At 72.4% G+C, this 14,444-nt stretch carries 8 protein-coding genes; 4 read left to right on the top strand and 4 right to left on the bottom strand.

From position 1 onward, the window contains the following. The first annotated feature begins 57 nt into the window (after positions 1 to 57). Complete coding sequence (locus OHA21_RS30970; RefSeq protein ID WP_328460869.1) at positions 58 to 1,251, top strand: CynX/NimT family MFS transporter; 1,194 nt, start codon at positions 58 to 60, stop codon at positions 1,249 to 1,251. A gap of 132 nt (positions 1,252 to 1,383) precedes the next feature. Continuing rightward, positions 1,384 to 2,151, top strand: a complete 768-nt coding sequence (locus OHA21_RS30975; RefSeq protein WP_328460871.1) for a class I SAM-dependent methyltransferase — start codon at positions 1,384 to 1,386, stop codon at positions 2,149 to 2,151. A gap of 1 nt (position 2,152) precedes the next feature. Here the strand turns inward: OHA21_RS30975 and OHA21_RS30980 are convergent, their stop codons facing one another. Both OHA21_RS30980 and OHA21_RS30985 read right to left on the bottom strand, forming a co-directional pair. Further along, entirely contained in the window at positions 2,153 to 2,992 is an 840-nt protein-coding gene (locus OHA21_RS30980) for an LLM class flavin-dependent oxidoreductase (protein ID WP_328460873.1), read from the bottom strand. Positions 2,993 to 3,826: 834 nt separating this feature from the next. Continuing rightward, a complete protein-coding gene (locus OHA21_RS30985) occupies positions 3,827 to 5,338 on the bottom strand; it encodes a glycosyltransferase family 39 protein (protein WP_328460875.1) in 1,512 nt (503 codons plus the stop codon). Between the two features lie 102 nt (positions 5,339 to 5,440). Between OHA21_RS30985 and OHA21_RS30990 the strand changes: the two genes are divergently transcribed. Beyond that, positions 5,441 to 9,547 carry an AAA family ATPase gene (locus OHA21_RS30990; RefSeq protein ID WP_328460877.1) on the top strand — a complete coding sequence of 1,369 codons (4,107 nt, stop codon included), beginning with the start codon at positions 5,441 to 5,443 and terminating at the stop codon, positions 9,545 to 9,547. A gap of 68 nt (positions 9,548 to 9,615) precedes the next feature. Here the strand turns inward: OHA21_RS30990 and OHA21_RS30995 are convergent, their stop codons facing one another. Continuing rightward, positions 9,616 to 10,272: a 4'-phosphopantetheinyl transferase family protein gene (locus tag OHA21_RS30995; RefSeq protein ID WP_328460879.1), complete on the bottom strand. Its 657-nt coding sequence runs from the start codon at positions 10,270 to 10,272 to the stop codon at positions 9,616 to 9,618. Positions 10,273 to 10,284: 12 nt separating this feature from the next. After that, positions 10,285 to 11,100: a methyltransferase domain-containing protein gene (locus OHA21_RS31000; RefSeq protein ID WP_328460881.1), complete on the bottom strand. Its 816-nt coding sequence runs from the start codon at positions 11,098 to 11,100 to the stop codon at positions 10,285 to 10,287. A 97-nt stretch (positions 11,101 to 11,197) separates the two neighbouring features. Between OHA21_RS31000 and OHA21_RS31005 the strand changes: the two genes are divergently transcribed. Further along, entirely contained in the window at positions 11,198 to 14,395 is a 3,198-nt protein-coding gene (locus tag OHA21_RS31005; protein WP_328460883.1) for a helix-turn-helix transcriptional regulator, read from the top strand. Positions 14,396 to 14,444 lie beyond the last annotated feature (49 nt).

The following is a 14,444-nucleotide window of genomic DNA, read 5'->3' on the forward strand; positions in this document are numbered from 1 at the left end:
GTGTGACCGTACACACCTGGCCGCGCAACCTCGGCGTAACCGGACGATGATGGGCCCGTGGCCATCCGGGAAGAACAGGCGGTCAGCCGCCGCCAGGGACGACTCTTCACCCTCGTCGCACTACTCCTGGCGGCGCTGAACCTGCGACTCGCGGTCACCAGCGTCGGCCCGGTCCTGCGCGAGATCCAGGACGGCCTCGGCATGAGCGCCACGATGGCGGGGCTGCTGACGTCCGTACCGGTGCTCTGTTTCGCCTCGATCGGCCTGGCCGCGCCGCGCCTGGCCCGGCGCTTCGGCACCGCGCCGGTGATTTTCGGCGGTCTGCTGCTGCTGACCGCAGGCCTGGCGGTGCGCCCCTACACCGGCGGGCCGATCCTGTTCCTGCTGCTCAGCGCGGTTGCGATGGCCGGGATCGCGCTGGTCAACGTGCTGCTGCCGTCGGTCGTCAAGGACAAGTTCCCGGACCAGGTGGGCACCGTCACCGGCCTCTACACGGTGGCGCTGAACATCGGCGCGACCACCGCCGCCGCCGCGACCGTGCCGCTGACCAACACGTTCGACGACTGGCGGCTCGGCCTGGCCGGATGGACGCTGGCCGCGCTGATCGCGCTGCCGCCGTGGTTGCTGATGGCACGCGATCGCACGGCCGCCGGTGGCCCGGCTTCCCAAGAGCAACCCGCCCCGGTACGCGTGAGCCGGCACCCCGTCGCCTGGGCCCTCGCCCTGTACTTCGGCATGCAGTCCACCTCGGCGTACGTGATCATCGGCTGGCTGCCCCAGATCTACCGCGACGCCGGTATCTCCGCCGAGATGGCCGGCGTGCTGTTCGCGGTCACCTCGTTCCTCGGCATCCCGCTGGCCTTCCTGCTCTCCGCCCTGGCCGGGCGGCTGCGCAGCCAGAGCGGCATCGCGCTGGTCCTGGGCCTGTTCGGCATCGCCGGCTGGGGCGGGCTGTGGGCCTCGCCCAGCGCGGCGCCCTGGCTGTGGGCCGTCTTCCTGGGCGTGGTCAACACGGCGTTCCCGCTGGTTCTGACCATGATCGCGCTGCGCGGCAAGAACCCGGGCACGGTGGTCCGGCTGTCTGCCTTCGCCCAGGGGGTCGGCTACCTGATCGCCATCCCCGGACCGATCCTGATCGGTGCGCTGCACGACGCCACCGGTGGCTGGGAGGTCCCGCTGGCGGTCATGGCCGGCCTGATGATCCCGCAGATGCTGGCCGGCATGGCCGCCGGCCGGAACCGCCAGATCTGAACGCTTGCCCCCTTCCCCACCCTCTGCCCTCTTCTTTCCGGCGCCCTCTCCTTTCCGGCGCGCTCTCCTTTCCGGCGCGCTCTCCTTTCCGGCGCCCTCTTCTTTCCGGCGCTCCCGGCGTACCGTACGGCGATGGGACGGGTTGTCTGGGAGTCCGGCGACGCCTACGAGGCGTACGTCGGGCGCTGGAGCCGGCTCGTCGCCAAGACCTTCGTGTCCTGGCTCGACGTGCCCCCGAACCGCCGCTGGCTCGACGTAGGCTGCGGCACCGGCGCCCTGACCAGCTCCATCACCAGCCCGGGCACCCTCGTCGGAGTCGATCGCTCGTCCGGCTTCCTGACCACCGCCCGTTCCGGGCCGGCCCTCTGCGTCGGCGACGCCACCGCCCTGCCCTTGGCCGACGCCTCGTTCGACGCCGTGGTCAGTGGCCTGGCACTCAACTTCGTCGGCCGCCCGGAGATCGCAGTCCAGGAGTTCAGCCGCGTCGCAGCACCGGGCGCGGTCGTCGCCGCCTACGTCTGGGACTACGCCGGCGGCATGGAGATGATGTGGTACTTCTGGGCCGCAGCCGCCGAACGCGACCCGGCCGCCGCAGCCCTCGCCGAGAACCTGCGCTTCGAACTCTGCCGCGACGACGTCCTGGCCGGCCTCTGGCATCAGGCCGGACTCCGAGACGTATCAACCCGCCGCATCCAAATCCGGACGATCTTCACTGACTTCGACGACTTCTGGAATCCGTTCCTGGGCGGTCAGGGCCCGGCCCCCAGCTACGTCGCCACCCTCGCCGACCCCGACCGAGACGCCCTCCGCGAACTGCTCCGCACCCGCCTCCCCACCAGCACCGACGGCTCCATCCCGCTGACCGCCGCTGCCTGGGCCGTCCGCGGCACCCGTACCTGACTCAGCCGGCCCGGGCCACTGCGCGCAGACGAGCCACCACCGGCTCGAACTCCTCCATGAACATGGCGTTGATCGCAACATAGGAGAACCCGGCCTCAGCCCGCCGCCGCAGAAGCTCCTCAGCAATCCGATCAGGATCACCGATCAGAAAACTCGCGCCCCCGGCCGCAGCCATCGCACGGGCGTCACCACCAACCTGCCGCGACACCCAGTACGGCAGCGCGTCCACACTCCCGGCCACCGCCGCCACGTTGAACTGCAGCTCAACCGCATCCGCCCGGTCCCCCGCCAGCTCACGGAACCTTGCGGCCGCACGAGCCAACTCACCGAACGGCGTACCCGGCGGCAACCCGAACGTCACGATGTCAGCCTGCTCAGCAGCCAGCCGCAACATGCCCGGCTTCGAAGCAGCCACCAGCACAGGCGGCGGCGCAGGCAGTTCCCGAACCGCCCGGATGGTCTCCGCAACCCTGCGCAGCCGCTCCCCCGGCGTGCCGAACTCCCCGCCGAGCGCAACCGCATCCGCCTCACCCGACGGCCGCCCACCACCGACACCGAGCTCCAGGCGGCCATCACTGAGCGTCTGCAGGCTCCTGGCTTCCCACGCCACCTGCGCAGGCGCCCGATTGGGCGCGCTCAGCACATAGGTCCCCACACGCAATGCGGTGGTCGCCGTAGCTGCCGAGGCAAGCGCCGCAAACGGCGCCAGCGTGAAAAGCGTGTCCGGTACGAGCAACGCGTCATACCCGAGCCCCTCAGCCTTCCGCGCGACACCCACCCACTCAGCCCCGGAATGCGCCACCCCCGCAACCACCCCGAACCGAAACGCCCGCTCAGTCATACCCCCAACCCTCACGCCACCCGGCCTCCCCCACATCCGCCCCCAGTCGACCCCCCACCTACGCCCCGCAACGTAGAAGCCACCCCTGCAACCCTTCCGCCGCCCCCCTCCCCGCGCCGCACCCTTCAAGATCAACCCCAGCTGACCCCCACGGTCGTTTCCCACCGCCGGAACCAACACCCACAGTCAGCCGGACAAGCCCAGCTGACCCCCACGGTCGTTTCCCACCGCCGGAACCAACACCCACAGTCAGCCGGACAAGCCCAGCTGAGCCCCACGGTCGTTTCCCGGCCGCCGAAGCAGCCCTCACAGTCAGCCGGGGCGGGGTCAGCTCAGCCCGAAGTCAGCCGAGCCGCCCAGCTGACCCCCAACGCTGCCTCCAACCACCGGAAGCAACACCCACCGTCAGCCGAGCCGCCCAGCTGGCACTCACGGTCGTCTCCCGGCCAGGGAGGCTGCGCTCACGGTCAGCCCGGCAGCAGGCAGGCCAGGCCCGACTCCCAGGGTCGTTCGCCGGGCAGCGCCCCCGGTGGGCTGGTGAGTGACTGACGGGAGGGGTCTGTGCTTGGGCGGTGAGCGGCGATTACGCGAGGCCGTGGGTGAGCCCGGCGGCGGCAGCAACCTCGCGGGCCGCAAAACCCGCGAGCGCGGGAGCCCAGGGAAGCCGCGGGCGAGCACAGCGGGCGGCGCTGGTGGCCCGGCAGGGGGTGCGCGAGGCCCTGGGTGAGCCCGGCGGGGTGCGCGGGGCCCTGGGTGAGCCCGGCGGGGGCGCTGCCTGGAGTGGGTGGCCGGGTCGCTTCGTGGGTGGGAAGTGGGCGGCGCAGGTCGTACTGGTCAGTCGTAATGCTGGGTGCGTGGCCAGATGGCGGCCCACGGCTCGCTGGTTCGGCACACGTAGATCCGAGCCTCCAGTTCCTCGTTCTCCACGCCGAGCGAGTTGTGCAGCGTGGCCTTCTGCTGGCAGGCGCCGAAGAGGGCCGCGGCCCGCGGCAGCGGGGCCTGCAGGACCGCGACCACCACGGTTTTTCCTTCCGGCGGCGGGCCGAAGTTGTGCAGCTCGTTGTGGCCGCTGTAGACCGGCGGCAGGCCGAACTGGGCGCCGTAGCGGTCCAGGGCGCCGGCTTCGCCGTAGTTGCCGGTGAACAGGACTGCCCGATCCTGATCAGCTGGGGACAGTTCGTTGTGGACGCCGGCTATCTGCCAGACGTATTCGCGCCAGCCGATCTGGTCGGCGATCGTCTGGTTGGCGGCGACTGCCGGGTTGCCGGCGAGGCTGCGTTCGGGGATGACGGGGAGTGCGGAGACGATGCCCATGGCGACCGAGAGGGTGACGCCGACGGCGAGCAGCGCCTGGCGGGGGCGGTGGCCGAAAGCCCAGCGTGCGGTGGGTACGGCGCCGATCGCGAAGAGGGCGTAGAGCAGGCCGACCGGGTAGTAGGGCTGGCCGGCGATCACCAGGACCAGGACGAGCATCAGCGGGTAGGCGACTGCCAGGGCACGCAGCGGGCGCAGCCGGGGGTCGCGGAGCAGGGTGACGATGCCCGCGATCCACACCGGCGGCAGCATGAGCAGCACGAACTGGAGCGGGAGCAGCAGGACGCGGGACTCGGTGCCCTTGTTCTCGGCGATGGCGGCGGCCATGTCGGCCTGCGGGAAGCCGTTGGCCACCTGGTAGATCAGGTTGGGCAGGCCGATCAGGAGGGCGACGCCGGCGCCGGCCCACAGCCAGCGGGACTGCAGCACGTGCCGCGGGCCGAGCCAGAGCAGGCCGGCGGCGATGCAGAGCAGCAGGAGCACCACGAGGTGTTTGTTGTAGAGGCCGAGCCCGGTGACCAGGCCGGCGCCGATCCAGGCGCGTTCCCGGCCGGCGAGCAGGGCGCGGATCACGAAGTAGCTCACGCCGAGCCAGACCAGCAGGTCGGGGGCGGCGGTCGAGCTGACGTGCGCGGCGGAGAGCGGGCCGGCGCTGAAAACGCCGACGGCGGCGAGGGACTGTGCGGCGGGTCCGCCGTTCAGCTCGCGGGCGATCATGGCGGCGACGATCGCGGTCAGTCCGAGAAGGATCGCGAACGGTACGCGCATCGCCCACACGGTGTCGCCGAAGAGCTCGATGCCGAGACGGGCGAGCAGCGGGGTGAACGGCGGCTGGTCGGTGTACCCCCACTGCGGATGCTCGCCGAGCAGGCGGAAGTAGAGCTCGTCGCGGTGGTAGCCGTACCGGTTGGCGGTGCCGAGCAGCAGTAACGTCGTGGCCGCCGCGATCAGCCCGACCGGCCACCAGGCGATCGATCGCCGAGCCGCATCAATACGTTCCGTAGGTGCTGGGTCACTCAGCGCATCGAGCACGCCCCCACCCTAGAAGAGGAGCGCCATCTCCGCAGTCCGGTAGCCCGCCAGTGCCATGATGAAACGCCGAAGCGTATCGATGTCCACGAAGGACGGCCGACGTTGCGCGAACCGGATCCCGAACAAGCCGCCGAGCGGGCCCGTGCCGGCGTACGCGCGTGGGTGCGCGACGCCGGCCGGCGCACCAGGGCGCGGGTCCGGTCGGCCAGCCCGTACGCCATCTTGGCCTTTCTGACCGCCTCGGCGGTCGCGCCGATCGCCGGCGCCGGCCTCGGCGCCTCCGCGGAGTTCACCGCCGCGCTGGACCAGCTCGGCGGCGTGGGCAGCAACTTCCTGTCGGACGCGCTGGCCGGCACGGCCCGCAAGCTGCGGGCGGACGACGAGAAGCCGAGCGAGGAGCAGTGGCGCGACGCGATCGCCGCCGACCTGCTCCCCCGGCTGGCCGCCGCCGGCGACCAGGGCCGCGCGCTGCACGAGGAGATCTCGCAGGTGCTGCGCGAGGTGGACGCGGTCGGCACGGCGATCTCCGAGGCCGCCGTTACTGACGAGGAGCTGCGGCACACTCTGGAAAGCGCGTTCCAGGAGCTGGGGCTGGGCGTCAGCGAGCTGCGCTGGATGCTCACCGACGTGCAGCAGAGTGTGGACGGCCTGCGTCAGCAGCTCGCGCAGCAGAGTCTGTCGCTGCATCAGCAGCTGAACGAGGTACGCCGTCACCTGTACGCCTTCACCCGGGAACAACTGCCGCCCGACGACCCGGTGCCCGCCGAGGTGCCGCCCGGCGCGGTCCCGCCGTACCCGGGTCTGGCCAGTTTCCAGCCCGAGGACGCGCCCTGGTTCCGCGGCCGCGAGCCGCAGGTGGCCGAGCTGCTGGGGCGCCTCGCCGAGCAGGCCGTCGGCGGTCCGCCGCTGATCATCACCGGGGTCTCCGGCGCCGGCAAGTCCTCGCTGGTCCGGGCCGGTCTGCTGCCCGGTATCGCCGGAGGCACGCTGGGCACAGAGGCGGCGGCATGGCCGTGGATTCTGACCAACCCGGGGGTACGCCCACTCGCTGACCTGGAGCGGCGACTGCGGTCGGTGGCCGATGTGGACGGCAGGGAACCGTACGGGCTGGGTGACCTGGCCGCGAAAGCCGCCGCCGAGGGCCGCCGCCCGGTGATCGTCGTCGACCAGTTCGAGGAGCTGTTCACCCAGTGCCCCGACCCGGCCGAGCGCCTCGCCTACGTGACCGCGCTGACCAACGCCGCCCCGGCGCTCGTGGTGATCGCGGTCCGCTCCGACTTCTATCCGGCGTGCGTCGAGCTGCCTCCGCTGGCGAAGGTGCTGGCCGCCGGGCACGTCGTCCTCGGCCCGCTCGACGCCGACGCGATCCGCCGCGCCGTCGTCGAGCCGGCCGAACAGGCCGGGCTCAGCGTCGAACCGGGCCTGCCCGACCTGCTGCTGCGAGACCTCGGCGCCGACGGCCGGGACGGCTACGAGCCGGGCGCTCTGCCGCTGCTCGCCCACGCACTCCGGGCCACCTGGGACCGGCGGGAGGGCGCCCGGCTGACCGTCGGGGCGTACCAGGCGACCGGCGGCATCCGGCACGCCGTCGCGGAGACCGCCGAGAAGATCTATGTGGAGCTGAGCGCCGAGGATCGCGAACGGTTGCGGTCGGCACTGCTCGCCCTGGTCACGGTCACCAGCAACGGTACGGTCGTCCGGCGCCGCGGCGAGCGGGCCGCTGCCGACTCGCGCGTGCTGCGAAGGCTGGTGAAGGCACGACTCGTGACGGTCGGCACGGAAACCGTGGAGATCAGCCACGAGGCGCTGCTGACCAGCTGGCCCCGGCTGGCCGGGTGGCTCGCCGAGGCGCGCGAGGACCTGCTGCTGCGCCAGCAGGTGACCTCGGCCGCGGAGGACTGGTCGCGGTCCGGCCGCGATCCGGATCTGCTGCTGCGGGGTTCACGGTTGCTGGCCGCGCGGGAACGGGTGCCGGACGGCGAAGGCGTGCCACCGGTGGTCGGTGAATACCTGGCGGCCGGGTGGGCAGCGGCCGAGCAGGAGGAGGAAGCCCGGCGGCGTGGGACGCGACGGTTGCGGCAGCTGGTGGCAGGGCTCGGGGTGGCTCTGCTGCTGGCGGTCGGGGGTGGGCTGGTCGCCCTGGACCAGCGCGAGGAGGCCGAGGCGAACCGCCGCGCAGCCGTGTCGCGCCAGGCAGCGGCCGAGGCGATGGGTGCGCTCGCCGCCGATGACGAGGCCGCCGCCGTGGGCAAGTCGCTCGATGCCTGGCAGAGCGGACAGACGACCGAGGCGCGTAGTGCCCTGCTCTCCGCCCAGATGGTGCGCTTCGCGGGCCGGCTCGGCGACGAGCCGGGCGGCTGGTCAGCGGCAGTCAGCCCGGATGGCAAGCGGATCGCGGTGGGTAACTCCGACGGCACGGTCCAACTCTGGGACACCGACACGCTCACCAAGATCGGCGAGCGGATGGCCTACCCGAAGGCCGACCAGGTGATCACCGTGGCGTTCTCGCCGGACGGCCGGTTTCTGGCCAGCGGCTTGATGGCCGAACACGGCGTCAAGATCTGGGATGCGACAACCGGTCGGTTGGTGCGCACGCTACCGGCCGTCGGTGCGGCGGCCTGGGTGCCGGGCACAACGGCAGTGGTGGCCGCTCGGGTGATGAACGGGCTGCCGCTCGGCCGATGGGAGGCAGAGACCGGAGAGCTTAGCCCGCTGTTCCGGGCCGGGCCCACCACCGCGATGGATGTCGCGGTGAGTCCCGACGGCCGTTTCGTCGCGGAGATCGGCGCTGACGGGGGCGCCCAGGTCTGGGGGCTGGACGACGGGGTCCTGGCGATGACCGTTCCGGAGGCGCGGCAACTGGCGTTCGCTCCGGACGGGACTCTGGTCACGATCCGGCTCACCGAGGACAACGAGGGAAAGCTGGCGCAATGGGCGGTTCCGTCCGGCCGGCGGCTGCGAGACATCACGCCCGGCACCGAGTCGACTCCCCCGCCGCGGCCCATCACCGTGACCCCCGACGGGATGGTGATCACCAATGGCATTCGGCGCACCGCCACATTGTGGTCACTCACCAGCGACGTCACCGGCTCGCTGAACACCGGGCAGGCCAGCTTCGGCGCGGGTGCCGCGTCGGCGAACGGTCAGGTCGTCGTGGTCACCGCGCCGGACGCGCCGACCGTGGTCTACCGCCGGGTGATCAACATGCTGAACACTGACGGCCCCGTTTACGACGCCGCGTTCTCGCCGGACGGCCGCCGACTTGCCTCCGGAGGCATGGATGACGAGGTACGCATCTGGGACACCACCACGCGAGAGTTGATCACCTCGTTCCGCCCGGCCGGCATGGTCAGCGGGATCGGCTACGCGGCGGACGATGTGCTCGGCGTCGCCACCTTCGCCAGAACTCTGGAGATCTGGGACGGTGCCGGGCGGCGACAGGCTTCGGCGAAGCTCGTCGCCGAGCCGAAGGATGTCGCCGTCTCCCGGGACGGAAGCCTGCTTGCGGTTTCGGTCGGGGCCGCCGTCGAAGACCCTCCCGAGACGGTGAAGTCCTCGGTCGAAATCTACGACGTCCGGCAACGACGCTTCCGGGGCAGCATCGCGCTTGGCTTCGACACCGCGTATGCGATCGCCTTCTCCGCCGACGGCACCACGCTGCACGCCGCGGCCACGACCAGCAAGATCGACGAGGTGACCAACCTCGCGAGTGTCCGCTCCGAGCTTCGCTCCTGGCGCACCTCTGACCTGAGCTCGCTGGGAAGTTTCGGCCTGGGGGATCACCAGGCGCTGGACCTGGCCGTCTCGCCGGACGGGCAGTCCATCGCGGTCGCCGGAACCAACCGACGGATGGAGATCCGCACTGCCGACGGGTCCGCGGTGCGCTGGGAGTCGGACCTTCGACCGGGTCAGGTCGATCGCATCGCCTTCTCACCGGACGGGCGAACGCTGGCGACCACCGATGCCGGCGGCCCGGTCCAGCTCTGGGACGCCCGCAGCCACCGGATGACGGCGACCCTGCAGGGGCACACCAACACGGTGGCGGCGCTGGCGTTCTCGCCGGATGGTGCTCTGCTTGCCAGTGGCGGCACCGACACCCAGGTCGGCGTCTGGTCGTTGGATCCGGCGGTGGCCGTACACCGTCTGTGTCAGATCGCGGTGCCGCTCAGCCGGACCGAAAACACTGAGGTCTCCCCGCTGTGCCGTTGATAGGTTAGGCTACCCTTACCTTCCCGGTGTGCCGGCACTTCCTCGGTCTCGGCACACCGGGTCGTTTCTCAGACGACCCACACCGCGGTCACCACCAGACCGTTCTCGATCAGGTATCGGCCGTGCAGGCTGGTGAGCGGCGGCCCGCCGTCGAGCCGGGTGCCGTCGATCAGGATGTGCGCGGTGAACGTACCCATCTGCGGTTGCAGGGTGAGCCTCGCGTCGCTGAAGCCCAGCCAGCGCTGGGTGAGTGGATACCAGGCCTTGTAGATGGACTCCTTGGCGCTGAACAGCAACCGGTCCCAATGCACCGCCGGCTCGGCACGCGCCAGCCCGGCCAGGTGCTCGGCGTCGCCCGGCGCGGTCACCGCGCCGAGCACGCGCGGCGGCAGCGGTGCGTGCGGTTCCGCATCGATTCCCAGGCTCACCACCTCATCGGTACGCGCGACAGCCGCACCCCGATACCCGCTGCAGTGGGTGATGCTCCCCGCCAACCCGTCCGGCCAGACCGGTTCCCGGCGGGGCCCGGGCCGGATCGCCACCGGCGGGTGCCCGAGAACGGCGAGGGCATCCCGGGCCAACCGCCGTGCGGTGACGAACTCCCGGCGCCGTCCCACGACCGCGGTGGCGACCAGGTCCTCCTCGCCCGGGAAGCACAGTTCGGTGTCGTCGTCGGCGTACGCCTCGGCGGTGACCACCGACGACGGCAGCAACAGTTCCAGCACGCGAGGAGTGTGTCATCCGCGTTGCTTGTGCACGCCGATCAGGAGCGGCCACATCGCGGTGTGGTCGCCGTGCTCGGTCATGGCGCGTTCCATGCCGGACAGCCACGCGTCCCGTTCCGGCTCGGTGACGATGCCCAGCGAGACCGCAGCCGGTGCGACGCTGCGATAGGTGGCGGCGAGCATCCCACCGGCGGCACGTAGCGGCTCCATCCGGCCGGTGACCTCGATGCCGTCCGGCGCGCCCAGTCCCGCCTCGGCGAACAGGTGCGGCAGCCGGTGCCCGAGGCGGATGTCGCGGCCGGCCGCGGTGAACGTGCCGAGGAAGACCCGGCGCCACTCGGCCACCACCGGCAGTGGCGGGTCGACGTCGACCGTACGCATGTCGTAGTCCTGCACGACGAGGTGCCCACCCGGCGCGACCCACTGCCACATCCGGCGCAGCGCCGCCACCGGTTCGGTGAGGTGGAGCAGCAGCAGACGGGCGAAGACCAGGTCGTACCCGCCCGCCGGTGGATCGTCGCGGGTGGCGTCCCCGGCCACGAACGTGCACTGCCGGTGTCCCGCAGCGTGCAACATGGCGACGGCGGATGCGCCCACTGCGGCGTCGATGTCCATCCCGACGACCGTGCCGCCCGGACCGGCCCGCTCGGCCATCAGCCGCATCGTCTCGCCCGGCCCGCAGCCCACGTCCAGGCAGCGCGCCCCGGCGGCCAGACCGACCCGGTCCAGCAGGGTCGCCGTGGCCTGCTCCCAGACGCGTGCCTGTGCGCGCAGTCGCTCGTACTCGGCATCGGTACGCCCCAGCACGTACCCCTCGGTGGTGGTCATCGTTCCTCCCGGCTGTCAGGTTGTGTCGCCAGACTGGCCCCGGGCGCCGGACACGCTCATCGTGGAAGCCGTACTGAGGTTTTCGCCGGGGGTGCAGATGAGCGGGCTCGCGGTGCTGTCGCAGCACCTGGCCGCAGCCGGCGCCGGTACCGGCAGTGTCGTGGTGGTCGAGGGCCCCGCCGGGATCGGCAAGACCACCCTGCTCGACGCCGCCGCCGCGGAGGCCGGCCGTCGCGGTATGACGGTGCTGCGCGCCCGGGGGAACCCGCTCGAGCAGGACTTCGCGTTCGGGATCGCCCGTCAGCTGTTCGCTCCGGTTCGGGCCACCGCGGCCTGGGCGGCGATCTGCCGCGGACCGGCCGAGCTCGCCGAGCGGGTGCTCACCACCGAGCCGCCCGCGCCCGGTCACAACGTGGAGGCGATGCACGCCGCCGCGCACGGCCTCTTCTGGCTCACCGCCAACCACGCGGCGCGGGGTCCGGCGGTGCTCTGCGTCGACGACGTGCACTGGGCCGATCTGCCGTCGCTGCGGTGGCTGGTCGGGGTGGCCCGGCGGATCGACGAGATGCCGCTGGTGGTGGTGCTGGCCACGCGTACCGGGGAGCCGGTTTTCGATCCGCGCATCCTCGGCGAACTGACCGCGGCCGCGTCCGTGGTGCGGCCGCAGCCGCTCGATCCGGCCGCGGCGGCCGCGCTGGTTCGGTCCGCGCTGCCCACAGCGACGCCGGGCTTCGCCCGCGCGTGCCACACCAGCACCGGTGGCAATCCGTTCCTGCTGACGACGTTGCTCTCCGAGGTACGCGCCGCGGGCATCACCCCGGACGACGATGCGGTGCCGTGGCTGGGCACGGCGGGCCCGGACCGGATCAACCGCTGGGTCGAGCAGCACCTGCGGCGTTTGCCGGACGGCGCCCGAGAGCTGGCGTGGGCCCTCGCCGTGCTGGGCCCGGCCGCCACCCTGCGGCACGCGGCGGCACTCGCCGGCCTCAGCACGGCCCGCGCGGCCGTCCTGAGCGACACCATGCGTACGTCCGGCCTGCTCAGCCCGGACCCGGCGCCGATGCTCGCCCATCCGATCGTGGCAGCCGCCCTGTACGACGGCATGGGCGCGGGATTGCGCGGCCTCCAGCATGCCCGCGCTGCCCGCCTGCTGGCCGCCGAAGGCTTCCCTGAGAGCGACTCGCCCGTCAACGGCCCTGCCCCCGGCCCGCCCGACAACGGTCCCGGCCTTGGCACCGGCCCGCCCGACAACGGTCCCGGCCTTGGCACCGGCCCGCCCGACAACGGTCCCGGCCTTGGCACCGGCCCGCCCGACAACACCCCCGGCCCTCTCGGCACCGGTCCCGGCCTCGCCGCAAATGACCCGGAACGCGCGGCCCTACATCTCCTGCATGCTGAGCCGGCCGGTGACGCCTTCGCGACCGCGCTGCTGCAGGCCGCCGCCCGGCATGCGACCTCGCGCGGCGCGCCCGAGGTGGCGGTGACCTTTCTGCGCCGGGCCCTGGACGAGCCGCCGGCCGACCGCGCTGCCGACACCGCGATCCGGCTGGACCTGGCGCTGGCCCTCGCGGCCGGGCGGCAGGCCGGCGCCACCGAACTGGCGCGACGCCTGGTGGCCGGCATCGACACACCCGCCGACCGGGCCGACGCCGCCCTGCGATGCGGCCGCGCGCTGGCCTTGACCGGTGATCAACCGGCCGCGATGGACCTCTACCGGCTGATCATGGACGAGCCCGGCGACGTCCCACCGTCCACTCTGGCCCGGATCGAGGCCGAGTGGACCGCCAACGCCTGGACCGACAGCCGCACCCGCCCGGCGGCCGGCGCCCTGGCCCTCGCCCGGCAAGCGTCGTCCGCCGGTGAGTCCCCGGCCGTCACGGGGCGCGGCGCGAAGCCGCGCGGCGAGCATCGGCCCGGCGGGAAGCTCCGCGGCGAGCATCGGCCCGGCGGGAAGCTCCGCGGCGAGCATCGGCCCGGCGGGGAGGGCGAGCTCTGGCGGGTCGCTGCGGCCTCCGAGGCGACCTTTTCCGGTCATCCGCCTGCTGAGTGCCTGACGCTGCTCGCTCCCCTGCTCGACAGCGGCGCCCTGGCTGCCGAGACCGATTCTCTGCTGCCCACGGCCACCGCCATCATGCTGACCGCCGGTGGGCATCTGGATCACGCGCGTGCCCTGGCCGACGCGATGATCGCTGACGGTCAGGCGCGGGGCTGGCCCAGCACGGTGGCGCACGGCCGCTTTCTACGGGCGCTGGCCCTGGTCCCGGCCGGCGCGATCGGCGCGGCCGTGACGGACGCCCGGGCCGCACTGAATTTCAAGATCGAGACGGGTACGACGCCGGCCGCCGCCGTCCTCTGGGCTCTCGCCCCGCTCGTCGAGGCACTGGTCGAGGCCGACCGGCTTGACGAAGCCGAAGCCGTAGCCGGCACGGCGGCCGGGGGCGCCACGGCGGCCGGGGGCGGCACTGCGGCCGGGGGCGGCACTGCGGCCGGGGCCGACGCCGAACCGCCACCGCATGCCCTGACCGCCCCGATGTTCCTGCAGAGCCGAGCCCGCTTGAGGCTGGCCCAGCAACAGCCCGCGAAAGCCCTCGCCGACCTGCGCAACGCCGCCGCCCGCTGGGTGGAACTGGACATCACCCATCCCACGCTGGTCTCGTGGCCGGCCGGCGCCGTCCGCGCGTACCTCGCTCTGAACCGGCCCGAGGAAGCGGGCCGCACGGCCGACGAGTACCTCGCCTCGGCACTGCGGACCGGTGCCCCGGAGGCATTGGGCGCGGCCTTGCGGGCATCCGCGCTGGTCACCACCGGGATCGAACGGATCGACCGGCTCGATCAGGCGGTCCGGGCGACGGCGGGCACACCCAACCGGCTGCAACACGCGTACGCCCTGCACGACCTCGGGGCGGCGCTTCGCCGTACCCATCGTGGTGCCGAGGCGAGGAAACCGTTGCGCGCGGCTCTCGAAATAGCCGATGCCGGCGGCGCGGCTCGGCTCGCCGGGCGGGCCCTGGCCGAGCTGCACGCCGCCGGCGCCCGCCCGCGCCGGACCGCACAGCACGGGGTGGACGCGCTGACCGATGCGGAACGGCAGGTGGTCCGCCTGGCCACGAACGGCCTGACGAATCGCCAGATCTCCGAACGGCTGACGTTGAGCCGGCGCACCGTGGAGACGCATCTGGCGCACGCGTACCAGAAGCTCGACATCCATTCCCGGGCCGAACTCGTGGGCGTCGCGGATCGATCGGCGAAGCTCCACCGAGGACCCGACCCGGGACCGGGGCGAATGCGGGGTTGACCTATGCCGAACGGCGTAATCGGACATCCGGACGAGCCGGTCGGATCTC

The organism is Actinoplanes sp. NBC_00393, from assembly GCF_036053395.1.
GTDB lineage: Bacteria > Actinomycetota > Actinomycetes > Mycobacteriales > Micromonosporaceae > Actinoplanes.